This is a genomic window from Streptomyces sp. NBC_01016 (assembly GCF_026341035.1).
In the GTDB taxonomy this organism is placed as follows: Bacteria; Actinomycetota; Actinomycetes; order Streptomycetales; family Streptomycetaceae; genus Streptomyces.
In genome coordinates, this window is the sequence record NZ_JAPEOQ010000001.1 from 3,264,368 (window position 1) to 3,289,159 (window position 24,792).

General features: G+C 72.3%; 27 protein-coding genes. 12 read left to right on the plus strand and 15 right to left on the minus strand.

Going from position 1 to position 24,792, the window contains the following annotated elements; translation table 11 throughout:
* Positions 1-105: 105 nt before the first annotated feature.
* Complete coding sequence (hemG, locus tag OG746_RS15045) at positions 106-1,599, plus strand: protoporphyrinogen oxidase (protein ID WP_266715098.1); 1,494 nt, start codon at positions 106-108, stop codon at positions 1,597-1,599.
* Positions 1,600-1,603: 4 nt separating this feature from the next.
* Positions 1,604-2,335 carry a hydrogen peroxide-dependent heme synthase gene (gene hemQ, locus OG746_RS15050; RefSeq protein ID WP_266715099.1) on the plus strand — a complete coding sequence of 244 codons (732 nt, stop codon included), beginning with the start codon at positions 1,604-1,606 and terminating at the stop codon, positions 2,333-2,335.
* Positions 2,336-2,414: 79 nt separating this feature from the next.
* Here the strand turns inward: hemQ and OG746_RS15055 are convergent, their stop codons facing one another.
* From OG746_RS15055 to OG746_RS15075, 5 genes are all read right to left on the minus strand, one after another.
* On the minus strand, positions 2,415-4,013 hold the full coding sequence (locus tag OG746_RS15055) for an alpha/beta hydrolase (protein ID WP_266715100.1): 1,599 nt from the start codon (positions 4,011-4,013) through the stop codon (positions 2,415-2,417).
* A gap of 184 nt (positions 4,014-4,197) precedes the next feature.
* On the minus strand, positions 4,198-4,989 hold the full coding sequence (locus OG746_RS15060; protein WP_266715101.1) for a TIGR04222 domain-containing membrane protein: 792 nt from the start codon (positions 4,987-4,989) through the stop codon (positions 4,198-4,200).
* Between the two features lie 62 nt (positions 4,990-5,051).
* Complete coding sequence (locus OG746_RS15065; RefSeq protein WP_266715102.1) at positions 5,052-5,930, minus strand: DUF4142 domain-containing protein; 879 nt, start codon at positions 5,928-5,930, stop codon at positions 5,052-5,054.
* 249 nt (positions 5,931-6,179) lie between these two features.
* Positions 6,180-7,487, minus strand: coding sequence for an MbnB/TglH/ChrH family RiPP precursor modification enzyme (locus OG746_RS15070; RefSeq protein ID WP_266715103.1), 1,308 nt, complete (start codon positions 7,485-7,487; stop codon positions 6,180-6,182).
* A gap of 294 nt (positions 7,488-7,781) precedes the next feature.
* On the minus strand, positions 7,782-8,507 hold the full coding sequence (locus OG746_RS15075; RefSeq protein WP_266715104.1) for a peptidyl-tRNA hydrolase: 726 nt from the start codon (positions 8,505-8,507) through the stop codon (positions 7,782-7,784).
* Between the two features lie 297 nt (positions 8,508-8,804).
* Here OG746_RS15075 and OG746_RS15080 point away from each other — a divergent pair, with 297 nt between their 5' ends.
* Both OG746_RS15080 and OG746_RS15085 read left to right on the plus strand, forming a co-directional pair.
* Complete coding sequence (locus OG746_RS15080; protein WP_266715105.1) at positions 8,805-9,641, plus strand: ATP-binding cassette domain-containing protein; 837 nt, start codon at positions 8,805-8,807, stop codon at positions 9,639-9,641.
* Complete coding sequence (locus OG746_RS15085) at positions 9,638-10,306, plus strand: ABC transporter (protein WP_266715106.1); 669 nt, start codon at positions 9,638-9,640, stop codon at positions 10,304-10,306. The genes OG746_RS15080 and OG746_RS15085 overlap by 4 nt, the downstream gene beginning before the upstream one ends.
* A gap of 7 nt (positions 10,307-10,313) precedes the next feature.
* Here the strand turns inward: OG746_RS15085 and OG746_RS15090 are convergent, their stop codons facing one another.
* Together OG746_RS15090 and OG746_RS15095 are read right to left on the minus strand one after the other, a co-directional pair.
* A complete protein-coding gene (locus tag OG746_RS15090; protein ID WP_266715107.1) occupies positions 10,314-10,496 on the minus strand; it encodes a hypothetical protein in 183 nt (60 codons plus the stop codon).
* Positions 10,497-10,555: 59 nt separating this feature from the next.
* Complete coding sequence (locus OG746_RS15095; protein ID WP_266715108.1) at positions 10,556-11,458, minus strand: polysaccharide deacetylase family protein; 903 nt, start codon at positions 11,456-11,458, stop codon at positions 10,556-10,558.
* A gap of 91 nt (positions 11,459-11,549) precedes the next feature.
* Between OG746_RS15095 and OG746_RS15100 the strand changes: the two genes are divergently transcribed.
* Complete coding sequence (locus OG746_RS15100) at positions 11,550-11,915, plus strand: DUF6479 family protein (protein WP_266715109.1); 366 nt, start codon at positions 11,550-11,552, stop codon at positions 11,913-11,915.
* Between the two features lie 69 nt (positions 11,916-11,984).
* Here the strand turns inward: OG746_RS15100 and OG746_RS15105 are convergent, their stop codons facing one another.
* Positions 11,985-12,245, minus strand: coding sequence for a WhiB family transcriptional regulator (locus OG746_RS15105; protein WP_266715110.1), 261 nt, complete (start codon positions 12,243-12,245; stop codon positions 11,985-11,987).
* Positions 12,246-12,476: 231 nt separating this feature from the next.
* On the opposite strand from OG746_RS15105, the gene OG746_RS15110 reads away from it, so the two are divergent.
* Together OG746_RS15110 and OG746_RS15115 are read left to right on the plus strand one after the other, a co-directional pair.
* On the plus strand, positions 12,477-12,800 hold the full coding sequence (locus OG746_RS15110) for a plasmid stabilization protein (protein ID WP_266715111.1): 324 nt from the start codon (positions 12,477-12,479) through the stop codon (positions 12,798-12,800).
* A 7-nt stretch (positions 12,801-12,807) separates the two neighbouring features.
* Entirely contained in the window at positions 12,808-13,074 is a 267-nt protein-coding gene (locus OG746_RS15115) for a hypothetical protein (RefSeq protein ID WP_266715112.1), read from the plus strand.
* Positions 13,075-13,093: 19 nt separating this feature from the next.
* Here the strand turns inward: OG746_RS15115 and OG746_RS15120 are convergent, their stop codons facing one another.
* The 3 genes from OG746_RS15120 to zapE form a co-directional block, all read right to left on the minus strand.
* Positions 13,094-13,972: a substrate-binding domain-containing protein gene (locus tag OG746_RS15120; RefSeq protein WP_266715113.1), complete on the minus strand. Its 879-nt coding sequence runs from the start codon at positions 13,970-13,972 to the stop codon at positions 13,094-13,096.
* A 117-nt stretch (positions 13,973-14,089) separates the two neighbouring features.
* A complete protein-coding gene (locus OG746_RS15125; RefSeq protein WP_266715114.1) occupies positions 14,090-15,472 on the minus strand; it encodes a PhoX family protein in 1,383 nt (460 codons plus the stop codon).
* Positions 15,473-15,643: 171 nt separating this feature from the next.
* The gene (zapE, locus tag OG746_RS15130; RefSeq protein ID WP_266718964.1) at positions 15,644-16,723 is read right to left on the minus strand and encodes a cell division protein ZapE; all 1,080 of its coding nucleotides are present in this window, start codon (positions 16,721-16,723) and stop codon (positions 15,644-15,646) included.
* Between the two features lie 82 nt (positions 16,724-16,805).
* Here zapE and OG746_RS15135 point away from each other — a divergent pair, with 82 nt between their 5' ends.
* From OG746_RS15135 to msrB, 4 genes are all read left to right on the plus strand, one after another.
* The gene (locus OG746_RS15135; protein ID WP_266715115.1) at positions 16,806-17,618 is read left to right on the plus strand and encodes a pyrimidine reductase family protein; all 813 of its coding nucleotides are present in this window, start codon (positions 16,806-16,808) and stop codon (positions 17,616-17,618) included.
* A 193-nt stretch (positions 17,619-17,811) separates the two neighbouring features.
* A complete protein-coding gene (locus tag OG746_RS15140; RefSeq protein WP_266715116.1) occupies positions 17,812-18,285 on the plus strand; it encodes an indole-3-glycerol phosphate synthase in 474 nt (157 codons plus the stop codon).
* Between the two features lie 123 nt (positions 18,286-18,408).
* Positions 18,409-19,812: a UDP-N-acetylmuramate--L-alanine ligase gene (gene murC, locus OG746_RS15145; protein WP_266715117.1), complete on the plus strand. Its 1,404-nt coding sequence runs from the start codon at positions 18,409-18,411 to the stop codon at positions 19,810-19,812.
* A gap of 5 nt (positions 19,813-19,817) precedes the next feature.
* Positions 19,818-20,225, plus strand: coding sequence for a peptide-methionine (R)-S-oxide reductase MsrB (gene msrB / locus OG746_RS15150; RefSeq protein ID WP_266715118.1), 408 nt, complete (start codon positions 19,818-19,820; stop codon positions 20,223-20,225).
* A 22-nt stretch (positions 20,226-20,247) separates the two neighbouring features.
* Here the strand turns inward: msrB and OG746_RS15155 are convergent, their stop codons facing one another.
* Genes OG746_RS15155 through OG746_RS15165 form a run of 3 tightly spaced genes read right to left on the minus strand, consistent with a single transcriptional unit; the run spans position 20,248 to position 23,067 of the window.
* Entirely contained in the window at positions 20,248-20,916 is a 669-nt protein-coding gene (locus OG746_RS15155) for an ADP-ribosyltransferase (protein ID WP_266718966.1), read from the minus strand.
* Positions 20,917-20,959: 43 nt separating this feature from the next.
* Positions 20,960-22,294 (minus strand): cytochrome P450, encoded by a 1,335-nt coding sequence (locus OG746_RS15160; RefSeq protein ID WP_266715119.1) that lies wholly within the window; start codon positions 22,292-22,294, stop codon positions 20,960-20,962.
* Complete coding sequence (locus OG746_RS15165) at positions 22,291-23,067, minus strand: alpha/beta fold hydrolase (protein ID WP_266715120.1); 777 nt, start codon at positions 23,065-23,067, stop codon at positions 22,291-22,293. The genes OG746_RS15160 and OG746_RS15165 overlap by 4 nt, the downstream gene beginning before the upstream one ends.
* A 133-nt stretch (positions 23,068-23,200) precedes the next feature.
* On the opposite strand from OG746_RS15165, the gene OG746_RS15170 reads away from it, so the two are divergent.
* Positions 23,201-24,034 (plus strand): pentapeptide repeat-containing protein, encoded by an 834-nt coding sequence (locus OG746_RS15170; RefSeq protein WP_266715121.1) that lies wholly within the window; start codon positions 23,201-23,203, stop codon positions 24,032-24,034.
* Positions 24,035-24,054: 20 nt separating this feature from the next.
* Here the strand turns inward: OG746_RS15170 and OG746_RS15175 are convergent, their stop codons facing one another.
* Entirely contained in the window at positions 24,055-24,684 is a 630-nt protein-coding gene (locus tag OG746_RS15175; protein WP_323179608.1) for a chorismate mutase, read from the minus strand.
* Positions 24,685-24,792: the final 108 nt, after the last annotated feature.

A 24,792-nucleotide genomic window follows, 5' to 3' on the forward strand; every position in this document is an offset into this window, starting at 1 on the left:
CGCGAGTCCCCCGAACGGTGGTTGCCGACCGGTCCCGAAGCGGTCACGGTCGGGACACGGCCGCGCGCGTCAATCTGGAGCTGACGTTCTGACAAAGTGGGGGGCATGCGTGAAGCGGACACTGTGACGAAGACGGGTCGGGGCAGGCGGGGCAGGAAAGTCCTCGTCATCGGCGGCGGAATTGCCGGCCTCGCGGCCGCCCACCGACTGCTCGACGGGAGCGAGCGGGGCGGGCAGGTGCACGTGACCGTCCTGGAGGCCGACGAACGGCTCGGCGGCAAGCTGCACACCGGCGAGATCGCCGGCGCGCGCGTCGACCTCGGCGCCGAGTCGATGCTGGCCCGCCGCCCCGAAGCGGTCGGCCTCGCCCGCGAAGTGGGCCTCGGCGACCGCTTGCAGCCGCCCAGCACGGCCACCGCCTCCATCTGGACCCGCGGCGCCCTGCGCCCGATGCCCAAGGGCCACGTCATGGGCGTGCCCGGCACCGCGGAGGCGCTCGAGGGAGTCCTCTCCGACGAGGGCCTGCGCCGCATCCGCCGCGACGACCACCTGCCGCCCACCCACCTCGGCGAGGACGTCTCCGTCGGCAGGTACGTCGCCGCGCGCCTGGGCCGCGAGGTCGTCGACCGGCTCGTCGAACCGCTGCTCGGCGGCGTCTACGCGGGCGACGCCGACCTGATCTCGATGCGCAGCGCCGTGCCGCAGCTGTTCGAGGAGGCGGCGCGCCACGTCTCGCTCACGGAGGCCGTCCGCGCCATCCAGGAGCGCGCCGCGGCCAACCAGCAGACCGGGCCCGTGTTCATGGGCATCGACGGCGGCATCGGTACGTTGCCGGGGGCGGTCGCCGACGCGGTGCGCGCCAAGGGCGGCGAGATTCTGCTCGGCGAGCGCGCCACCACCCTCACGACCCGCGACGGACAGTGGCAGCTCCGCACCGAGTCCGGCCGCACCTTCGAGGCGGACCAGGTGATCGTCGCGCTCCCGGCCCCCGCCGCCGCGAGCCTGCTGCGCACGGCGTCCCCGATGGCGTCCCAGGAGCTGCGCCGCATCGAGTACGCCTCCATGGCGCTGATCACGATGGCGTTCCGGAAGGCGGAGGCGGACGTTCCGGAGGGCAGCGGATTCCTCGTCCCGCCGGTCGACGGCCACACCATCAAGGCCGCCACCTTCGCCTCCCGCAAGTGGGGTTGGATCGCCGAGCAGAACCCCGACCTGCTCGTCGTGCGCACCTCGGTCGGCCGCTACGGCGACGAGAAGGACCTCGCCCGCGACGACAACGACCTCGTCGACCTCTCCCGCCAGGACCTGCGCGAGGCCACCGGGCTCAACGCCGCCCCGGTCGCCGCGCACGTCACGCGCTGGAAGGACGGTCTGCCCCAGTACCCCGTCGGGCACGCCGCCCGCGTCGACCGGATCCGCGAGCACATCGCCGCCGTGCCCGGCCTCGCCGTGTGCGGAGCCGCGTACGACGGCGTCGGCATCCCGGCGTGCATCGCCAGCGCGTACGCGGCCGTGGACATCCTCGGTGGAGACACCACGGCCCTCGACGAGCTGAAGGCCGACCCGGTGCAGAGCATGCACGGCGGAGCGGGAGAATGAGGACATGAGTGACGACGCCACCACCCCCGAGGCCGCCCGCGTTCCGAACAAGGGCAAGCTGGCCAAGGACCTCAACGAGGTCATCCGCTACACCCTCTGGTCCGTCTTCAAGCTGAAGGACGTGCTCCCCGAGGACCGTTCCGGGTACGCGGACGAGGTCCAGGAGCTGTTCGACCAGCTCGCCGCGAAGGACGTGACGATCCGAGGCACGTACGACGTGTCCGGTCTGCGCGCGGACGCCGACCTCATGATCTGGTGGCACGCGGAGACGGCCGACCAGCTGCAGGAGGCGTACAACCTCTTCCGTCGCACGAAGCTGGGCCGCGCGCTCGACCCGGTGTGGTCGAACATGGCGCTGCACCGCCCCGCCGAGTTCAACCGCTCGCACATCCCGGCGTTCCTCGCCGACGAGACGCCGCGCGACTACATCTCGGTGTACCCGTTCGTGCGCTCCTACGACTGGTACCTGCTGCCCGACGACGAGCGCCGCAAGATGCTCGCCGACCACGGCAAGATGGCGCGCGGCTACCCGGACGTGCGGGCCAACACGGTCGCGTCCTTCTCGCTCGGCGACTACGAGTGGATCCTCGCGTTCGAGGCGGACGAGCTGTACCGGATCGTGGACCTGATGCGGTTGCTGCGCGCGTCCGAGGCGCGGCGTCACGTCCGTGAGGAAGTTCCGTTCTTCACGGGGCGGCGCAAGTCGGTTTCGGAGTTGGTGGCGGGGCTCGCGTAAGTCGATCAAGCCCCTGCGGCGATTGAGCAGCGGGGTCCGGGGCAGAGCCCCGGGACCCCGACCCCGGAGGGGCTTGAACTTAGCGGCTTGAGCCCAAGGGCTTGGGCTCCTTGTGCGGCGCGCACGAGGCCGCACCATTCTCCGGCAGCTCTCCGCGGAGGAGATACGCGTTCAGGCGACCGTTGACGCACTGGTTCGGGCCCGCTCCGATCCCGTGCGTGCCCGCCTTGCGTTCGGTCACCAGGGACGAACCCGCGAGGCGACGGTTGAGTTCCTGCGCGCCCTTGTACGGCGTCGCCGCATCCCGCTCGGCCGCGAGGATCAGCGTCGGCGGGAGTTCGCCCGGGGCGGTGCGCACGTCGAGCGGCTGCTGCCGGGGAGTGGACCAGTAGGCGCACGGCAGGTTCATCCACGCGTTGTCCCACGTCTCGAACGGGGCGCGCTTCGCGAGGGCCGAGTTGTCGCGGTCCCAGGTGCGGAAGTCCGTCGGCCAGGACGCGTCGTTGCACTGGACGGCCGTGTAGACGGCGTTGCTGTTCTCGTCCTCCTTGGCCGACTCCTTGATCGGCGCGGCCTGGTCGACGAGCGGCTTCGGGTCGCCCTTCACGTAGGCGGAGAGCGCGTAGGCCCGCAGCGGCCAGTAGTCGTCGTAGTACCCGGCCTGCAGGAACGCGGACTGCAACTGGGCCGGCCCGACCTTGCCCCCGGCCGGCTTGCGGGACACTTCCGCGCTCACCTTCTCGTACGCGGCCTGCACCTTCCCGGGCGTCCTGCCCAGGTGGTACGCCTTGTCGTGGCGGGCGACCCACGCCTTGAAGTCGGTCCAGCGGCGCTCGAACGCGGCCGACTGTTCGAGGTTGTTGGCGTACCAGATCCCGTCGGGGGACGGGTCGACCGCCGAGTCGAAGACCATCCGCCGCACGTGCGAGGGGAACAGCTCCGCGTACACGGCACCCAGGTACGTGCCGTACGAGGCGCCGATGAACGTCAGCTTCTTCTCGCCGAGCGCGGCCCGCAGCACATCCAGGTCACGGGCGTTGTTGAGCGTATTGAAGTGCTCGATGTCCGGGTTCCGCCCGGCGCACCCGCGCGCGTACGCCTTCGCCTGCGCGACGCGCTTCTTCTTGTACGCGGCCGAGGGGTGGGTCGGCGACTGCGTCGGGCCCTTCCGGCTCTTCTTCGGGTCCTCGCAGGACAGCGGCGCCGACCGGCCCACGCCGCGCGGGGCGTATCCGACCAGGTCGTACGCGGCGGCGATGGGCCGCCACTCCGGCTGCGTTCCGGCCACCGGGAAGTACATGCCGTTGCCGCCGGGGCCGCCGGGGTTGAAGACGAGCGGGCCCTGCCGGGCGACCTTGTGGCCCTTGTTCTTACCGGTCGTGTTCTTGCCGGTCGCCTTCACGCGGCTGACGGTCAGCTTGATCTTCTTGCCCATCGGGTGCGCGTAGTCGAGCGGGACGGTGACGGTGCCGCACCGGACCGAATCCGGCAGACCCTCGACCTCGGGGCAGGCGCCCCAGCGGATCCCGGCGTCCGCGGCGCGCAGCGCGGCGATCGTGGTGCCGGCCGTCTCGGCGGCGGGCGGCGGTGTGGGCGTGGCGGCGCCCGCGGGGGCGGTGACCAGGGCCGAGAGGATCAAGGATCCCGCGGTGGCGCAGAGGGCGGGGGCTGCTCGCATCGCTTGGACGTATCCCTTCGTCGGGGCCCGCGAACCCGTGCGGCGAAGCGGTTCGCGAGGCCGTGCGACTCGCGCACAAAAGGGATCCTTGGGGCGGCAGTTGACGAAGTAAAGGACCAGGTCGTGGGTGTCGGAACCATGACCCTGATGCGTGGTAACTGCCCTCATCGGCGTGCGCGGCGGCTCACTCGGTGGTATGTCGCCCCGTGTCGGTCAGCGCCGCGCGCAGCTGCGGGTCGTCGACCGCCCGCACCCCGCGCACCGCGACGGCGAGCAGGCTGCCGGCGCCCAGGGGCCGGCCCGCGAGCAGCCGCTGCCCGGTCGGTGAGGCCCAGCGCGTGTACGGGTGGCTCTCGATGCGGGCGAGGGTGAGGCAGCTCAGTGTGAGCAGCAGCGGGAGCCCGAACCACAGGGCCACCGGCCCCTCTTGCCGTGCGTTCTCGTCCGGCAGCAGCGTTGCGAGCAGGCCGAGCAGCACCACGGCGGCCGTCGCCCGTCGTACCTGCCGCACCGCGCCCGCGAGCGTCGTCCGCTCCTGGTCCGGCACCGCGAGCCCGGCCGCGACCAGCCGCTCCGCGAGCACCCGTACCGCGTCCCCGGCCGCGGCCGCCGTCCGCAGCGGCGCGATCCGTGCCTGTCCCTCGGGCCCGATCGCGCGCAGCACCGAACGCTCCATCGGGTCCTCGCCGACCGGGTCGACGACGGTCGCCCAGCCGGTGTGCGCGAGCAGCAGGCGGCGGCTGCGGGCCATCGACACGAGCGTCACCTCGGCGACCCGGTCGGGGCCGCCCGACAGGAAAGCGGTCTCGTACAGGGACAGCTCGCGCCCCTGGTACGCGTCGGCGCGCACGCCGACGGACGTGTCGCGGCCCGTCGCGCGTTCGCCCTCGGCGGTGCGTACGGCCGCGAGACACAGCCGCCCACAGGAGACTCCGGCGGCGACGCAGGCGACGAGGAGGAACAGGACCCACAACATGCGCAGTTTCTACGACAGTTGCGCGAATGCCGCCATGCCTCGCCCACGATGTGGACAGCCGGTCATCGTGTCGTGACGTTCGGCTTCGGTTTCGTCTTCTTCGGCTTCGGCTTGGGTGGCTTCTTGTCGTTGTCCTTCTCGCGTGCGTCGGGGGCCGGTTTCGGCCGGGACGCGGCGGGCGGCAGGGAGAACGAGGGGGTGGGCGACGGTGAGACCGGGGTCGCGGTGCCCGGTGCGGGGGTCGGTCCCGGTGGGGCGGGGGAGCGGGTGGCGGGCGGCGGGCTCGCGGTGGCGCCGTCGCGGGCGAGCGCGTCGAAGTCGACGAGGCCGGTGGCCTCCAGCACCTTGATGTGGTCGAGGACGGTGGTGTTGGCGTCGTCCGCGAGTTCCCGCACGAGCGCGTTGCGCGTCGAGGCGCGTACCTGGGCGACCAGCGAGAAGACCTGCCCGTGGGCGCGGCGGAGGATGTTGGCGAACTTCTGCTCGTAGTCCTCGCCTCTCGCGGCAGTCAACTCCCGTAACCAGCCCTGCTGTTGGGCGTTCGGCTGGCTGGGAAGTTCCAGGTTCATCCGGGCCGCGACCTCGCGCACCCGGGCGTCCAGGAACGTGTGCCCCTCGACGAGGTGCTCGCCCGCCGTCTCGACCGCCTTGCTGGGCGCCCGCTCCTCGGCCTGCTGTCCTGCGGGCAGCTCCCACAGCCCGGCCAGCCGCACCTTGGTGATGAAGAGGCGGTCGGTGGCGGACAGCGGCCCGAATCTGGTGGACACGGTCTGGGCGTTGAGCTCGTCGAGGCCGGTGCCGGAGCGGTCCGCGTACGACCAGAGGGGGAAGACGAGTGCGGCCAGCGTCGCCACGAGTCCCGTGACGATGAGCGCGGTGCCGTTGACGCGGATTCCCTGGCCGGTGGCGCCGGGTGGGGTGGTGGGCGGGAACAATCGCATGGTGCCTCCTGGTGCGGCACGCACGCTAGCCTCCGGCTCGGGCGGGTGGGGTGGGCATCGGTCGGGTTTACGTCACCTGCGGTAGGTATGCGGTCGCCGCGGGCCGCACCGGGGTTGCGGACTCGGGGCTCTGCCCCGGACCCCGCTACTCAATCGCCGTAGGGGCTCAAATGGCTCGACCGTGCCGCGGGGCTTGGATGGTTCAGCCATGCCGCGGGACTTGGATGGCTCGGTTGCGCCGCAGGGGCTCTATTTGGTCCGCCGCAGTGCGAAAGCTGCGGTCTTCAGGGCTCGCGCTACCGGGCGGCCGGTCAGGGGCTTGGGGCCGGAGCGGTCGAGCCACCAGTGGGTCAACTCGCGGCGTGTGGCGGGCTCTTGGAGCCGTTGCGTGAGCAGGAGTTGCTCCGCGAAGTCGAGGGCGTCGCGTCGGTAGCCGCTCGTCATCGGCCGGCGTCGTGCGTAGCCGAGGAAGAGTGACCGGTACGTGGATTCGCCGAGGATCAGGGGGAGTTCGGGTGCCACCTTCGCGACGACGTCGGCCCGCTTGCCCGCGAGTGCCCGGGCCTGGACGGCGAGTCGCGCGCGGTCGAAGCCCTCCGGGGCGGGAGTGCCGGCGACGAGTGCGGACAGCAGGGCGGCCTGGTCGAGTGCGAGCCGCTGCCGCGTGGCGTCGTCGACGGGCGGCGCGGCGGGCGAGGTCATCCGGTCGTCGGGGGCCTGCGCGCGGGGGCCGGACCCGGCCGCGACCGTCTCCCGGACGACCTCCACCTCGCGCCCCAACTCCCCAAGGTCCTCAGGGAAGTTGTCATCGCGTTCGAGGAGCACACCCGGCGGGGTCACGCGCGAGGCCAGCTCGGCGAGTACGTCGAGCACGGCCGGCGGCACGGGGTGGGAGTGGCTGTCGTGCCAGACGCCGTCCCGCTCGAAGCCGCCCGCGACATGCACATAGGCGATGGCCTCGACCGGCAGCTCGGCCAGCGCCTTCGCCGGGTCCTCGCCGCGGTTGACGTGATTGGTGTGCAGATTGGCCACGTCGATGAGCAGCCGTACGCCGGTCCGCTCCACCAGCTCGTACAGGAACTGCCCCTCCGTCAGCTCCTCGCCCGGCCAGCCGAACAGTGCCGCGATGTTCTCCACCGCGAGGGGTACCGGCAGCGCGTCCTGGGCGATCCGGACGTTCTCGCACAGCACGTCGAGCGCGTCGCGGGTGCGCGGCACGGGCAGCAGATGCCCCGCCTCCAGCGGCTGCGAAGCGGTGCGCGCGCCCCCGGCACGTACGAACGCGATGTGCTCGCTGACCAGCGGCGAACCGAGAGCCTCCGCGCACGCGGCGAGGTCGGCGAGCCGCCCCTCGTCGGGACGGTCGGCCCCGCCGAGGCCGATCGAGACGCCGTGCGGGACGACGGTGACGCCGCGCTCGCGCAGCCGCCGCAGGGAGTCCGGCAGATGCCCCGGACACAGATTCTCGGCGACGGCCTCGACCCAGTCGATGCCCTGCATGGCCTCGACCGTCTCCGCGATCTCGGGCCGCCAGCCGATCCCGGTACCCAGCTCCATGGAACTCCCCCTCCGCCGCCCTGCTTCCTGGTCTCCTGACCACAACGGCACGGCCCGAACCCCTGCGGGACCACGTTCAGAGCAACATTTGAGGTTTCATCCATGGGCATCCGGCGGGGCAGCTTCAAGTGGGCGTCGGCGCGGCACAGGAACGGCCCGCCGCGGCGAGGACCGGGGACCCGGCCCGGCCTCCCGCGGAGTGGGGTAGCCTTCCGAGTGGCCCCGGCCGTCCGTCATCCCCCGTGCGGACGGGCGGGGTCTTTTACGTGCCCGGGGCCCATTCGTGCCCGGGGCTCAGAGGTGGGCGAGGCCGGGCAGGAGATCGCCCGTGAGGGGTCCCTCGGACACGACGGTGTCGCTGGGCGGGATCTCCGTGAACCCGGCATCCCGTACGACCGGCAGCCCGCCCGTGGTCAGCGCGGGCCAGCGCGCCGGGTCGGCGGTCCGCACCGAGAGCGGGAAGCCCGCCTCACGCCACTCCTTGCGCTCCGCGCCGGACAGCTCCCACCAGGCGAGTTGGGCCCCGTGGCCGGCCTGCGCCATGGTCTTGCCCGCGGTCATGCCGAGGTCGGGGTTGAGCCAGAGGACCGGGGCCGAGGAGTCGGGGGCGGGCGGCGCCTCCGGGTCGTCGAGGTCCGTGCCGGAGACCTGGAGGCGGGCCAGGTCCTTGGGCCAGCCGTCGAGGGGGACCGGCGGGAAGACCCGTACCTCCGCGGATCCGGTGGTGACGGTGATCCCGTCGAGGGCCTCCGCGCGCCGCCACTCCGCGCCCCTCGCCCGCCGCACCACCTTGCGGATCCGGGCGTCCTGCCAGTCGTGCATCGCCTGCGCCCACGGTCCTTCACCGACCGAGCGCTCGTCCGAGAGGATCACCAACACGGCGCGCGCCGCGGCCTCCAGGGCGTCCGTACGCGTCGGGGGCGCGGCCCGCTCGATGCGTACGACGAGCGGCAGCACGAACTCGCGTGCGCTGGGCTCAGGGTGGGAGGGGGTGTCGGTACGGGGGGCGTCACTGGTCACCGGTCCAGTCTGCCAGGCGGTCGGCCGCCCTCCACGCCACGGGGCTCCGCCCCGGACCCCGCTGCTCAATCGCCGCAGGGGCTGAAAAGATCGGGGCTCTGCCCCGGACCCCGCGGGCTCTCGTCCGAAGAGCGGGCTTGATTTGCCGGGGCCGCTTGAATGGGCGGGGTCGCTTGGTGGGGTGGGGTTGAAAAGATCGGGGCTCTGCCCCGGGCCCCGCGGGCTCTCGTCCGAAGAGCGGGCTTGAATGGCTCAGCCGCCGCCGGGGCTCCAGTACGTGTAGGGGAACATGACCGCATGCACGTCACGCTCCGCGGCGCGGGTCGCCGCTATGGACTTGGTGGGCCCTGGGTGTTGCGCGGGGTCGACATGGACGTGCCCGAGGGGGCCGTGTTCCGGGTGCGGGGGCCCAACGGCACCGGGAAGTCCACGCTGTTGCGGCTGGTCGCCGGGATCGACGCGCCCACCGAGGGCCGGGTCATCGGCCGCCCGCGCACCGCCTACGTCCCCGAACGCTTCCCGCCTGCCCTGCCGTTCACCGCCCGCGCCTACCTCACGCACATGGGCCGCATCCACGGCCTCGGCCGCCCGACGGCCGCGCGGCGGGCGGGGGAGTGGCTGGAGCGGTTCGGCGCCGGTGCCTACGCGGGGTCACCCCTCGCCGAGCTGTCCAAGGGCAGCAGCCAGAAGGTGGCGGTGGCCGCGGCCCTGCTCGCGGAGCCGGAGCTGCTCGTCCTCGACGAGGCCTGGACCGGCCTCGACACCACCGCCCGCGACACCCTCGACGACGCCGTCGCCGAACGCGCCGGGGCCGGCGCCGCCGTGCTCTTCGTCGACCACGACCCGCGCCGCCTGACCGGCACCGCCGACGCGACGTACGAGGTCGAGGAGGGGGCCGTGCTGCGGAGCGAGGGAGGCGGCGGGGCGACCGTGGTCGTCGACGCCGCCGGGCCCGCGGGCCACGAGCCCGCCCTGTCGCACCCGCACACCCACGTCCGCCTCGACCCCCGCACCGTACGGATCACCACGGACGCCGCGCACTCCGACGCCGTACTGCGCACGCTGCTCGCCGCCGACCCGCCCTGGCACATCGTCGCCGTCCGCACGCCCGAGCCCACGGAGAACAACGGATGACCACGGCCCTGCTCTCCTACCAGTCGGCCCTGCTGCTGCGCTCGCAGCGCTGGCTGGCACCGGTCGTCCTCTACGCCGCGTTCGCCGCCGTCGGCGTGCAGGCGGGGCAGCCGGTGCTCGACTCCCTCGGGTACACCGCCGCGGCCCTGCTCCCCGTGGGGGCCTGGCTGGCGCGGATATGCGTCACCAACGAGCCGCCCGCTGCCCGCAGTTGCGCCGCGGCGGCGACGGCGCCGTGGCGCGCCCACCTGGCGAGCCTGGCCGCCGCGTTCCTCGCCACGCTGGCCGTCGGCGTCGCGGCGACCGTGGTCGTGGCGCTGATCAGCGACGGGGTCAGCACCGATCGCCTGGTGCGCGTGGCCAAGTGGCCGGCCGCCGGGTCCGGGCTGCTCGCCGTGCTGGTGTGCGCCCTCGTCGGCGTCGCCGTCGGGGCCGTCACCACCTGGCCCGTGGTGCGCGGCACAGGGCTCGGCGTGGCCACCTTGGTGCTGTGCGCACTCGTCGCGCTGATCGCCCCAGGGTCACCGGCGAAGTCCGTGGTGAGCGCCCTGGTGACCGGGTCGCAGGACGGGGCGGTGCCGGTCCTGCTGCTGCCGCTCGCGGGGGCGGTGGCCGTGGCCGGGATCTGCGCGGCGGCGGCCTGCGCCCTCGCTTCCCGCCGCTGAGGCCCGGCTAGCCCGAGCAGGCCGTGCGCTGCGCCTCCTGCCACTCGCAGACCGGGCACAGCGTGCTGCCCTTCGTCGACTCCGGGTACTCCGTCGGCTTCCGGCACAGCACGCACTCGGCGAATGGCTCGCCAGGCGCAGCAGTGGGTGCCGGGCGCTCCTCGGGGCCACCGGCGCAGTAGTCGCTCATGGCTCCAGCGTACGTACACGGGCGTACGGCCAGCGCGGGCGAGCACGGCCAAGCCACGGTCACGCCCCGCGCGCCGCCCCCACCAGATCCGACACCCGCACGAACCGGTACCCCTTCGCCCGCAGCTTCGGCACCACCGCCCGCACCACCCGCTCCGTCGTCGGCGCCGCGCTGCGCGTGCAGTGCATGACGACGACCGAACCGGGCCGCACCCCGTCGAGCACCTGCCGGGTCACGGCGTCCGCGTCCGTGGCGAACGCGTCACCGCTCACCACGTCCCATTGCACCGCCGTCACCCCGGTCGGCGTCAGGGCCCGCAGCGCCGCCCGGTCGTAGCAGCCGCCGGGGAACCGGAAGTACGGCACGACATGCTCGACCCCCGCCTTCCGGAACGCGCCGAACGCGCGGTCGACATCGGCCCGCATGCCCCGTGCCGGCACCCTCGGCAGGCCGTAGCAGTCCCCGGTGAAGGCGTAGTGGCTGTACGAGTGGTTGGCGACCTCGAACAGCCGGTCCCGGCCGATGTCCTTGGCCTCCGTGGGGTACTCCTCGGCCCAGCGCCCGGTCATGAAGACCGTGGCAGGGACCTTCAACTTACGTAGGGTGCCCACCAGTTGAGGGTTGTCGAAGCGCTCCCCGGCCCGCGCCCGCGCCCCCTGGTCGGCCGTCATGTCGGCGTCGAAGGTGAGCGCTACGGTCCGGTTCTTCGTCGCCGCGCCGCGCTTGAAGACGGGGGTGGTGCCGCCCGGGCCGGGAGCGAGGGTGGGCTTGGGGGTCTTCTTCGGTTTCGGGGACGCCTTCGGTGAGCTGTCCGGGGCGCCTTTCCGGGGGCTCTCCTGGGAGCCGGTGGGGCGCGTCGCGCCCGAGACTCCCGACGAGGCCGGTTCGCCGCATCCGGCGAGGCCGAGAGCGAGCGCGCCCAGGGCGCAGGCCGCGGTCACGCGGCGTACATGTCTGATCACGCGCCGACAGTATCGTCGGATTTACCTCAAATCGTGCAAATCGGACTCGCGAGGAGGGGCGTGATCTCGTGCAGTGGGGTACCCGGCCCCCATGACGACACCAATGGCTTCCCCCGACCCCTCCACCTCGGTCGTCCCGTTCGTCGTCGGCCTGGTGATCGCGCTGGCCCTGATCTGGGCGGTCTGGATGGGCATCAGGTTCCGACGCCGGGAACCGGGCCCACCCGACCCGGCCGACCAGCCGAAACTCCCGCGTACGGGCCCGGTGGAAGAGGTCCGCGAGATGCGGGAGCCCGACGAGATGCCGCACACGGACGACGGCGGCTCCCGCCTGACCCCGCACGAGCTGCACGGCTTCGGCAACGCGGGCAGCAAGCGCAGCACTGACCAGCGGCCGCGCCGCTGGAGCCGGGACGGCGGCGACGCAGCCGGCAGCGGCGGCCCGGGGCGCACCTGACGGGGCGGGCCGCGCGCGGGGGCACGCGTTACGGAGCGTGACCCTTCAGCGCGCGGCCCCGGCCCGGGTTCAGTGCGCCGCCCCGGCCCGGGCGCGTCGGCGGCGCTCGGCCCGCAGCAGCCGGGCCCGCTCACCCTCGGAGGTCCCGCCCCAGACCCCCGACGTCTGCTCCGTGGCGACGGCCCACCGCAGGCACTCCGTGATCACCGGGCAGCTTCGGCACACCTCCTTGGCGGCCTCTACGTCATCCATGGCGGGCCCGGTCGTGCCGACAGGGAAGAAGACGTCCGGGTCCTCATCGGCACACGCCGCGCTGTCCAGCCACTCCATCTCCGTGTTCCTCACTGGTAACGGCATGCGGCGGCGGGTGCCCCCAACACCCGTACGGAAACGCGGAGTTTGAGCGCCGCGGGCAGGGGGACCCGGATTGCGGCCGAAAGGCCAGGGGAGCAAAGGGAAGTCGGGGCCGGGCGGGGTGCATCCCCGCCCGGCCCCGACGTCGCCCTGCGACATGGAGCGGGAGGGGCTACAACGGAACGGAGTGGAAGGGAGTGAGCCGCCATGCCCAGCGGATCGAGCGCCAAGCGTGAGCGCCAGTACGAGAAGATCAAGAAGAGCGCCCAGGACCGGGGCGAGAGCACGTCGCGGGCCAAGGAGATCGCCGCCCGCACGGTGAACAAGGAGCGTGCGAGGAGCGGCGAGTCGAAGCAGGCGAGCCGCACATCGACGCAGGACATCTCCTCGGGCAGGCGCGGCGGCCTCCGCTCCCACCAGGGCGCCGGCGGTCCGACGAGGGACCAGCTCTACGAAGAGGCCAAGGACCGCGGCGTCGAGGGCCGCTCGAAGATGAACAAGGCCGAACTCGCCAAGGCACTGGGGCGCTGATCACTTCATGGCAAAGCAACCGGGCGCCGTCCCGCGGGACCTCCCCGACCAGCAGGCGGACACCGAAGAAACCGAAACCACCGGGCCCGGCGCGAACCCCGAGCCCGACACCGACGCCGAGCAGCGGGCCGGGGCCGAGGGCGCCCCGGAGGACGAGTCCGGGCCCGACGTCACCGTCCCCGACTCGGACGTGGCGGGCACCGGCCGCACCGGCGCACCCCATGCCCCGGGCGTCCACCCGGACCAGCCCGTCCCGGACGAACCCGCCGACTGACACTGACTCCCATAGCGCGCTAGCGCCCCCGCAGCGCCCCCGCCACCTGGTCGAAGAGCGCCGCGTGGGCGCGGGCGCTGGCGGGGGTCTCCGGGTTCCAGGGCAGCACCGACGCCCGTTCGGCGACGGACGCCCAGTGCGGGTCGGCCGCGTACTGGGCGCGCGGCGCCGCGTTGGCGCGGGCGTCCGACAGGATGACGTCGGGGGCGAGTTCGGCGACGTCCCGCCACGTCCCCGTGTACCAGTTGGCGCCGGGCCCCTCGGGCGGCGCCACCATGCCGACGCCGAGCCCGCCGAGCGCGCTCAGGTCGGGCCACTTGGTGGGCCGGGCCAGGTGCACCGCGTCCGCCCCCGCGGCCGAGAGCGCCAGCACCTTCAAGCCCCGCGCCCCGCGGGCCGCGACCCCCAACTGCCGCTCGGCGCGGGCGAGTTCCTCCCGCATCTCTGCCGGCTCCGAGGTCCCGAGCGAGTGCCCGAGCTCCGCGAAACGCTGCCGCACCCCGCCCAACGTGCGGCCCTGCCCCACGTCGAACACGGCGACGGGGACGTGCTCCTCCAGGTGCTTCGCTGTGTCGGGCTCGATGCCGTACACCTGCCCGCCGCCGTACGTGAGCGCCACGACCAGGTCGGGGCGCGCCGCGAGCACGTCGTCCAGGCCGAGCCCCGCTCCCGCGCCCAGGTACGCGAGGTCGTCCAGCGGCAGCGCGCCGGACTTGGCGTGATCGGGCTCCTCGCCGTCGTGGAACGAGCCGAAGATCCCCACCGGGCGTATGCCCAGATCCCACAGGCTCGCCCCGGCCTGTATATAGGCGACGACGCGCTGTGGCGTCTCGCTCGCGGACGTGAGGTGTCCGCGGTCGTCGGTGAACTCCCAGGCTGTGGTTGACCGTTCTTCCATAAAGGGGACCTTGCCCAGGGCACTCGCCCGGCACGCGGTGTGCCACCCGCGAAAACCGGCCAGGCGAACGGCCGTCCCCTCGAACGAGGGAACGGCCGACCGTCATGCGTCAACGGCTCAGTGCCAAGGTCCCGTCACGGCGAACGTGGTCCCCGGCGTATAGCAGTTCACGAACATCGTCTCGCCGTCCGGCGAGAAGGTGACCCCGGCGAACTCGCCCCACTCGGGCTTGTCGGCCGTCCCGATGTTCTGCCGGCCGCGCGCCATGGCGTACACCTCGCCCTTGCGCGTCACGCCGAACACGTGCTGAGCGCCCTCGCCGTCCTCGCACACCATCAGGCCCCCGCTCGGCGCGAGACAGATGTTGTCGGGCTCCTCGCCCGGCAGCTGGACGTCCGTGTCGGGACCGAACACGATGACCAGCGTCAGGCGGCGCGACGACGGGTCGTAGCGCCAGATCTGCCCGTAGTGGTCGGCGGCCGAGCCCTCGCGGCTGCGGGCGTACGACGAGACGAAGTAGACGCTCGACCCGCCCCAATAGCAGCCCTCCAGCTTCTGCGCGTGGGTGATGCCCTTCGGGCCGAAGTCCTGGTTCCGGATGGGGGTCTGTGCGGCCAGCGGGTCCGGCACGTCGACCCACTCGATGCCGCTGAACGTGGCGCCCGTCTCCTGGACCGCCGACAGGTCCGGCACGCCCGGCACCCGCATCGCCTGCAACTTTCCGCCCGCGCGCAGCGAACCGAGGCCGCCCTTCGCGTTCTTGGGCAGGAAGCGGTAGAAGAGGCCGAAGGGCTTGTCGAAGGCGTCCTCCGTCTCGTAGACGACGCCGCGCTTCGGATCGACGGCGATCGCCTCGTGCTGGAAGCGGCCCATCGCGGTGAGCGGGACGGCGCCCGAGCGGTGCGGGTCGACCGGGTCGACCTCGAAGATGAAGCCGTGGTCCTTGGTGTAGCCGTTCGTGCCGGCCTTGTCCTCGGTCTCCTCGCAGGTCAGCCAGGTGCCCCAAGGCGTGGGCCCGCCCGCGCAGTTGACCGCCGTGCCGGCGATGCCGACCCGCTCGGACAGGACATTGTTCTTCCGGTCCACGGCGAGCACGGTACAGCCGCCCTTGCCCATCGGGTCGTACGTCAGACCCTCGACGGTCGGCACCGCGATCTTTCCGGTGACCCGGTTCTCGTGGTTGCGTACGAGGTGCACGCGGCCCTGTCTGCCGGCGAACGCCGCCATCCCGTCGTGGTTCGACGGAACCTTGCCCTCGCCGGAGCGGAGTGGCTCCCCCTCCCGCGACAGGACCTTGTAGCGGAATCCCTTCGGGAGGTCGAGGAGACCGGCCGGGTCGGGCACCAACGGGCCGTATCCGGCGCGTCCTTGGGCGGCTGCCGAGCCGGCGAACAGCTCGGAGAGGTTCCCCGCGAAGGCGATGCCCACCCCCAGGGCGCCGGAGCGGGCGAGTACTTGACGTCGGGTCGCGGACTGTCGTGCGTCAGCGGTGCGGGACATGGGTGCAACCTCCTGCTGGCGGACAGGAACTGTGACCCGGCTGTGTTTACCACGTGCCTATCGCCGCGGGAACCACGCGCGTAGCGCAGGCGATTCGTGCACCGACCATGTATCGGCGCGCCCGCGACGTGCCCGTACTCACTCGTGACTTACGCGTGTACGAGCCCCTACTTACGCGTGTACGAGCCCCTTCGCGTCGCGCGCGAGCGCGGTCAGCCGGGAGATCGCCCGGAAGTACTTCTTCTTGTAGCCGCCGTTCAGCATCTCCTCGCTGAACAGCCGGTCGAACGGGAGCCCCGACGTGAGCACGGGTATCTCCCGGTCGTAGAGCCGGTCCGCCAGGACGACGAGCCGCAGCGCGGTCGACTGGTCGGGCACGGCCGCCACATCGGTGAGGCAGACGGCCTTCAGGTCGTCCGTCAGTGCCCCGTACCGGCTCGGGTGCACGCGCGCGAGGTGCTCCAGAAGGTGCGGGAAGTCGTCGAGCGAGGCGCCCTCGGTGGCGTACGCCGCCTTGGTGACCTGCTCGTCGGTGAACGGCGCGGGGGCCTCAGGGAGGCCGCGGTGCCGGTAGTCCTCGCCGTCGATGCGCAGCGGCCTGAAGTGGGCCGACAGGCCCTGGATCTCGCGCAGGAAGTCGGCGGAGGCGAACCGGCCCTCGCCGAGCTTGCCCGGCAGCGTGTTCGACGTCGCGGCGAGCGCGACACCGGCTTCGACGAGCCGCGCGAGCAGACTCGACACGAGCACCGTGTCACCCGGGTCGTCCAGCTCGAACTCGTCGATGCAGAGCAGCCGGTGGCCGCCGAGCGTCTTGACGGTCTGCTGGAAGCCGAGCGCGCCGACCAGGTTCGTCAGCTCCACGAAGGTGCCGAACGCCTTGTACTCGGGCTCGGCGGGGGTCGCGTGCCAGAGGGAGGCGAGGAGGTGGGTCTTGCCGACGCCGTAGCCGCCGTCGAGGTAGACGCCGCGCGGTCCGGTCGGGGCGGCGGGCTTCTTGCCGAAGCCGAGGAAGCCGCGCTTCTTGCCCGCCCCGGTCGCGTGCGCCCCGCGGAGACCGGCCGCGAAGGAGCTCAGGACCTGGACGGCCTCGGTCTGGCTGGGCTGCTTCGGGTCCGGGATGTACGTGTCGAAACGTACGGAGTCGAAACGGGGCGGCGGCACCATCTCGGCGACCAGGCGCTCCGCGGGGACGCGCGGCTCGCGCGCGCACAGGGACAGCGGCGACGGGTCGGCTATGGGGCTGATGCCCATCTGGCTGGACTCCCGGGAGTCGGCGGCTTCGAGGGATGACGACACGGTTACCCACCTTAGTCTCCGTGCCACACTGCACGTCATGCGACGCCTGTTCCCTGTGACGTACGAAACAGCAGATGGCAAGGGGTACGAGGGGAGGGAGGCGAGCCCGGAGGGGCGTGAGTGGAGCCTCGACGAGCTCGCCGACGCCTACGCGTACCCGCCCGAAGCGGCGCACGCGCCGTGGCTGCGGGCCAACATGGTCTCCACGCTCGACGGCGCGGCCCAGCACGACGGCCGTTCCCAGCCCATCTCCAACGCCACGGACATGCGGGTCTTCGGCACGCTGCGCGGGCTCGCCGACGTCGTCGTGGTCGGCGCGGAGACGGTCCGCCTTGAGGGCTACCGCCCCGCCCGCGCGCGCGAGGCGTTCGCGGCGCGCAGGGAGGCGGCCGGACAGGGCCCCGCCCCGCAGATCGCCGTGATCAGCGCGAGCCTCGACCTCGACTTCGACCTGCCCCTGTTCACCGACCCGCTGGTGCCGACGCTGCTGCTCACCGGCGCGGGCGCCTCGGCCGACCGGGTCGCGGCCGCGCGCAAGGCGGGCGTGGAGGTGCTGGTCGCGGGCGACGGAGCCGCGGTCGACCCCGACCGCGCGGTGGCGGCGCTCGGCGAGCGGGGCCTGCGGCGTCTGCTCACCGAGGGCGGGCCGAGGATGCTCGGTCAGTTCGTGGCGGGCCGGGTACTCGACGAGCTGTGCCTGACCGTGTCCCCGATGCTGACCGCGGGGGACGCCCAGCGGATCGCGGGCGGCTCGACCTTGGCCGTGCCGGAGCGGTTCGAACTGACGTCCCTACTGGAGGAGGACGGATTCCTGTACAGCCGTTACGCCCGGCCGCGGGGCGGACAGTAGCCACTGTCGGCCGCTGTCCGCCGACAGCACGGCGACATTCGGCGGAATGACTCGTTCCGTTTAGCTTTGGCTGGGCACACTAAATCTCGCAGTCCCCGTGCGAATACGGGGCAGGATGGTTTCCGCAGGTCCGCTGGTCCACCCGGAGGGTCGTCGTCAGCCGGCCCACGGTAGGAGAAGAAGGGCGCCCGTCGTGTTCACGAGCGTATTGATGATCGAGAAGGCTCTGACCTCCGCCGACGTGGAGTTCGTCACCACCTTGCACGGCGAGGAGGACGTCTCCTTCCACGTGCTGCTGCAGCCCCGCGGAGACCAGGCGGACCGCCTGCTGCGGGCCATCGACGACGTCGCGATGGGCGAGTTCGACGAGGCGGGCAGGGAGAGCGAGGTGCCCGAGGGCGACGAGGCCAAGGGCCCGGCGGAGAAGGCCCTCGCCGTCTCCCTCGCCGCGCTGCACCAGGCGGGCAGCGAGGCGGTGGGCCGACTCATCGAGGACCACCCGCTGGACGCCCTCAAGGCGCTCGTCGACGAGGTGAAGGCGGACGAGGTCATCGTGCTGACCGATCCGCACTACGTCGAGGAGTTCTTCCACCGGGACTGGGCCTCGCGCGCCCGCCACCAGGTCGGCGTGCCGGTCCTGAAGCTGTTCTCGCACAGCAAGGCGTGACGGACAGCAGGGGGTGAAGGGGCGAGGGGCGGGGCGGCACGGGCCGAGGCAATAGGCTTGGCCCCTGCCGTGGTCGACGTGACTACGGACCAGGACACCCGAGAACCCCAGGGGAGATCACGCATGGCACCCGGCCTGCCGCATTCCGTCGCCGACATGGACCGACCGCACTTCATCGGCATCGGCGGCGCCGGCATGTCGGGCATCGCCAAGATCCTCGCCCAGCGCGGCGCGCAGGTGGCGGGCAGCGACGCCCGTGAGTCCGCGACGGCGCAGGCGCTGCGCGAGCTCGGCGTGACGGTGCACATCGGCCACGACGCCGCGCACCTCGCCTCCGACGCCACCTGCGTGGTCGTCTCCTCGGCCATCCGCGAGGACAACCCGGAGCTGGCCCGCGCCCAGGAGCTCGGCGTCCCGGTCGTGCACCGCTCGGACGCGCTGGCCTCCCTGATGGACGGCCTGCGCCCGATCGCGGTGGCGGGCACGCACGGCAAGACGACCACGACGTCGATGCTCGCGGTGTCCCTGAAGTCCCTCGGCCTGAACCCGTCCTACGCCATCGGCGGCGACCTGGACGTCCCCGGCTCCAACGCCGACCACGGCGAGGGCGAGATCTTCGTCGCCGAGGCCGACGAATCGGACCGCAGCTTCCACAAGTACAAGCCGGAAGTCGCGATCATCCTCAACGTCGAACTCGACCACCACGCGAACTACGCGTCCATGGACGAGATCTACGAGTCCTTCGAGACGTTCACCGGGAAGATCACCCCCGGCGGCACTCTCGTCATCGCCGCGGACCAGGCGGGCGCGGCCGAGCTGACCCGCAGGGTCCGGGACACGACGTCCCTCAAGGTCGTCACGTACGGCGAGTCCGAGGGCGCGGACATCCGCATCCACAAGATCACCCCGCGCGGCCTGGCCAGCGAGGTGACCGTCCTCCTGGACGGCAAGCTGCTGACCTTCACGGTCTCCGTCCCCGGCCGCCACTACGCGCAGAACGCGGTGGCGGCGCTCGCCGCGGGCGTCGCGATGGGCATCCCGGCCCGGAACCTGGCCTCGGCCCTCAAGTCGTACACGGGCGTCAAGCGCCGCCTCCAGCTCAAGGGCGAGGTGAACGGCGTACAGGTCATCGACTCCTACGCCCACCACCCCACGGAGATGACGGCGGACCTGGACGCGATGCGCGCGGCGGCCGCCGACTCGCGCCTCCTGGTCCTCTTCCAGCCCCACCTCTTCTCCCGCACCCAGGAGCTGGGCAAGGAGATGGGCGCCGCGCTCGCCCTCGCGGACGCCTCGGTCGTCCTCGACATCTACCCGGCCCGCGAGGACCCGATCCCCGGCATCACCAGCGCCCTGATCATCGACGCCGCCCGCGAGGCGGGCGCCGACGTACAGGCCGCCGCCGACAAGGACGCCGCGGTCGCGGCGGTCGCGGGAATGGCCAAGCAGGGCGATCTCGTTCTCACCATGGGCGCGGGCGACGTCACGGACCTCGGCCCGCGGATCCTTGACCAGCTGAAGGGATGAGGCACATGTCGTACGACGTCGAGAAGCCGGACGAGCAGTGGCGCACGGAACTGAGCCCGGCGGAGTACGCGGTGCTGCGCCAGGCCGGCACGGAGCCCGCGTTCGTCGGTGAGTACACCGACACGAGGACGAAGGGCGTCTACGCCTGTCGCGCGTGCGGCGCCGAGCTCTTCACGTCCACCGAGAAGTTCGAGTCGCACTGCGGCTGGCCGTCCTTCTACGACCCGAAGAACACCGACGCCGTGGAACTCATCGAGGACCGCACCCACGGAATGGTCCGCACCGAGGTGCGCTGCGCGCGCTGCGGATCGCACCTCGGCCACGTCTTCGAGGGCGAGGGATACCAGACGCCCACGGATCAGCGGTACTGCATCAACTCGATCTCACTCACGCTGAGCCCCGAGGGGGAGTGAGGACCGGCGGTCCCGGCGGCGCTCAGCGCGCCGCCGTTGCCGCCGTCACCGGCCGGAAGCCCGGGTTGCTCACGCAGTCCGACATGCTCTCGGTGTTGGTCTCCTTGTTGATCGGGCACGCGCCGATGACGAAGCGCGACGCGACCCCGCCGGGGAAGGCGACCTCGACCTGGTCGGCGTACTTGTGCGTGTCGCCGATCGTCTCGTTGACGTCGATGCCGTTCGGGGCGTCGATGTAGTAGTTGTACGCGCCGCCCCGCATCCACTTGGTCCACTTCTTAAAGAGGTCGTGGTCGCGGGTGGTGGAGACGAACGGCGACGGCTGGTTCTTCAGTACGTACTGCTCCAGGTCGTACTGCCCGGTCGTGACGTCCTTCGCCTCGAAGCCCTCCTTGAAGATGACCGCCGGGGCGCGCCCGTCCGCCCGGTACAGCGTCTGGCAGTCGTTCCGGTACTCCGGGTCCGGCGAGATCCTCTCCAGCGGGACGCGGTCGATGGCCGCGTAGAGGCGGTCCGGGACGACGGGACAGGAGGAGGGCGCGACCTTCGCCACGGAGGTCGCGGACTTCGTGGTGTCGACGTCCGGGGCACTGGCCGTGGCCGACGGCGCGGAAGCGAGGGCCAGCACGGACACCGCGGCGGCGGGCAGGGCGGCGAGGCGGCGCGCGGTACGAGGGATCTTGTTGATCATCATGAGCAGAACCTTCGGGGGCCGCGACCAAGATCCCTGCCAATCACCGGATCGTGGGCGTGTGCGGGTGTGGGCGCACCCGTGGTTCGACCCGTAGTTCCTTGATCCCGTTGATGAAGTTCGACACGAGGCGCTTCGGTGGCGACGCGAGTGTCAGGGTCGGCAGGGACCGGCCCACTTCCTCGTACAGCGCCTGTAGTTGAAGGCGGGCGAAGTGGGCGCCCAGGCAGACGTGCGGACCGTCTCCGAAGGAGACGTGGGGGTTCGGGGTGCGGGCCAGGTCCAGGGTGAACGGGTCGGGGAAGACGCGTTCGTCGTGGTTGGCGGAGGCGTGGAGGACGACCACCTTGTCGCCGCGCTTGATGTGCGCGCCCGCCAGGGTCGTGTCCTCGGTCGCCGTGCGGCGGAAGGTCAGGACCGGTGGGTGGCGGCGCAGCAGCTCGTCGAGCGCGAGCGTCAAGTCGGCTTTGCCTGTACGGAGTTGTTCGTACGCGGGTGGGGACTCGGCCAGCAGGGCGAGGCCGCCGGGAGCGGCGCTGCGGACCGTGTCGTTGCCGGCGATCGTCAGCAGGAAGAAGAACATCTGGCGTTCGGGCGGGGTGAGATCGGGGTCCGCGGCGAGCGTCGTCATGATGTCGTCGGCCGGGTGGGCACGCTTGTGGGCCGTCAGCTCCTCGGCGTACGCGAACATGTCGGCCAGCGCGGAGGGGGAGCGGGGGTTCACCGGTGGGGTGGTGGTGGCCGTGGTCGCTTCGGCCGCTTCAGCGGCTTCGGCTGCTTCATCAGGGTCCTGGTAGCCGATGACGCGGCGGGTCCAGTGCAGGAGCAGCGCGCGGTCGGACTCCGGGACGCCCAGGAGGTCGGCGAGGTTCAGGAGGGCGTAGTCGTCGGTGACCGTGGCGACCAGGTCCACCGTGTTCGGGTCCGTGTCCGTGTCCGTGTCCGCGTTCTCGTTTTTGTTGTCGTTGTCGTGAAGTGCCTTGTGCAGTAGGGATCTTGCTCGGTTCCGTACCGACTCCTCGAACGCCGCCACTCGGCGCGGCGTGAACGCCCGGCTCACCAGGCGGCGCAGCCTGCCGTGGGCCGGCGGGTCCTGGTTGAGCATCATGCCGCGGATGAACGGGAGGTCTGCCGGGTCCGGATCGCGGATCTGGGTCGCGCCCAGGTGCGAGGAGTACGCCGACGCGTCCTTGAGGACCCGGACCACGTCCGCGTGCCGGGTGACCGCCCAGAAGCCGGGGCCCTCCGGCCAGCCGAGGACCGCGGGCTCCGGCTGCCAGGCCACCGGGTGGTGGTCGCGCAGCGTCCGGTAGCGGTCGTGCGGGACGCCACGCGCGTACAGGCGCGGGTCGAAGACGTCGGGGACGACAGGCGTCACGAGCCGTCCGCCCGCAGGAAGTCCTCCATGACGCGGATCAGCGCGAGCGGCGCCTCGTCCATCGCGTAGTGGCCGCACACGGGGAGGTCGACGAGCTCGCCGCGGGTGAACCAGGCCAGCCACGTCGAGCGCATCAGGGGCGCGGCAAGGGCCGGGTCGAGCTGCCCGGTGATCGCGAGCGCGGGGACCGTACAGGGGCCCAGGTCCGCGTGGAAGTCGTCGCCGGTCCACGAGTCGAGCCAGGCCCGGAACGCCTTGGTGTCGCTGCACGCGAACGAGCGCTCCACCATGCGGTCCAGCCACGCGGCGGGGCGTACGCCGCCCGTCGTGACGTCGATGATCGCGCGGCGGTTCGCGGGGGAGGTGTCGGCCGTCACGAACAGCTCCCGCTGCTCGGGCGTCATGGGCAGACCGGACGCCGGGACCGGGGACACGCCCACGATGCGGCGCACCCGGCGCTGCGCGGTCGCCACCACGCGCTGCGCCACGGTGCCGCCCATGGAGTGCCCGATCAGCGAGAACCGCTCCCAGCCGAGCCGGTCCGCGAGGTCGAGCACGTCCGCGGCGCCCTCGGCCGTCGTGTACGCGCCCGGCGTCTGCTTCGCCTCCCCGTAGCCGCGCAGGTCCACGAGCGCGTACTGGAAGGAGGTGCGGTCGAGGTCGGCCACGATCGGCGCGTAGGCGGCGCGGTCGGCGAACCAGCCGTGCACCGCGATCACCTTGTGCGGGCCGTCACCGTGCAGTTCGTACGGCAGGACGAAGGAGGAGGCCACGTCGACTCCCAAGGGTGTGGGACTTCGGGCGGTGCGGGACGCCTCCAAAGGTGGCGCGGGGCCGGGCCCGGCCACAAGGGGGCGCACGCGCGCGTGGCGGCGTGCGCCGTGGCCGATCGGCGACAATGTGGGGGTGACCTCCCCCGACGCCCCACCCGACCGCCCCGACCTGCGCGCCGATTGCGCCGACTGCTTCGGCCTGTGCTGCGTCGCCCTCCCCTTCGCCAAGTCGCACGACTTCGCGCACGACAAGAACGCGGGCACGCCCTGCCGCAACCTCCAGCAGGACTTCCGCTGCGGCATCCACGCGAGGCTGCGCGACGAGGGCTACCCCGGCTGCACCGTCTTCGACTGCTTCGGCGCGGGCCAGAAGGTCTCCCAGGTCACCTTCGAGGGCGTCGGCTGGCGTGAGCGGCCCGAGAGCGCCAGGGCCATGTACGAGGTCTTCCCGGTCATGCGCCAACTGCACGAGCTGCTCTGGTACTTGAGCGACGTACTGGAGCTGAGAGCGGCCGGTGCCGTGCACGACGACGCCCGGCGGGCCCGCGAGGACATCGAGCGGCTGACCCGCGCGCGCAGCGACGAACTCGTCGCCGCCGACGTGCCGACCATCCGGGGCGACGTGAACGCCCTTCTACTGAAGGCAAGTGAACTGGTGCGCGCCGACGTGCCCGGTGCGCTCGGCCGCAAGAAGAACCACCGGGGAGCCGACCTAGTAGGCGCGCGTTTCAAAAAGGCCGACCTACGGGGCGCCAATTTCCGCGGCGCCCTTCTTGTGGCCGCGGATCTGACGGGCGCCGACCTTCGATCGGCCGACCTGATCGGCGCGGACCTGCGCGACGCCCGGCTCGCGGGCGCCGACCTCACCGGGGCGCTGTTCCTCACCCAGGCGCAGGTGAACGCGGCCCGCGGCGACGTGGCCACCCGCATCCCGGCGGGCCTGCGGCGTCCGGCGCACTGGGCGTAGGTCCCGGCCCCGAGCGGGGCTCAGGAGGCGCACACCGAAGGCAGCGCCCGCGCAAGGCCCTTGAGGTGGAGTACGTCGAACCCGCGCGCGTGAGCGTCGTGCAGCGCTGCTGCCGTGAGCAGCGGCCCGCAGGCGGGGGAGGTGCGCACGGGGGCCACCTCCCGCAGCGCGTCCAGGAGCCGCGTCGTGATGCGGTCGAGCTGCGGGCGCACCTCCGTGGCGAGGTCGGGGCGCTCGGTCGGGCGCTGCTCGGGGTGGGCGTCCCAGCGGGCGTAAAGACCGCGCTGCACCACCTTGTTGGCCTCGATCTGATCCCGGAAGACGGACTTCGTGAACGCCGGGTCGATGCCGAGGTCCGCCGAGCGCTTCGCCACGTCCTCGAGGATCTGCTGCTCGCGTGCCGGGTCGTCGATCGGCGCGTCCGTGCCGTATTTGGCCGCCGCTACCTTGTCCGCGAGCGCGAGCCGTTCCGTGGCGAGCGAGGTGATCGCGGCGAGGGCGCGCGGGTTGGCGTGGGCGGTCTGCGATGCGGTGGCGGGTGCGGCCGGGGCCGCGGACGCCGGGAGGGCCGCCCCGCCGAGGGTGAGCGCGGTGGCGGCGCCCAGGGTGACCAGGCAGCGGGCGGCGGTCGACGTGGTCCGGATGCGCAACGTGGGTCCTTCGCTTCGTACGGGCAAGGGGTGCATGCAGTGCAAGAGGTGCCCCTGTTGTGTATCAGGCGGCACGTCTTTCCCTGAACGGGCGCCGTTCAGTCTCCG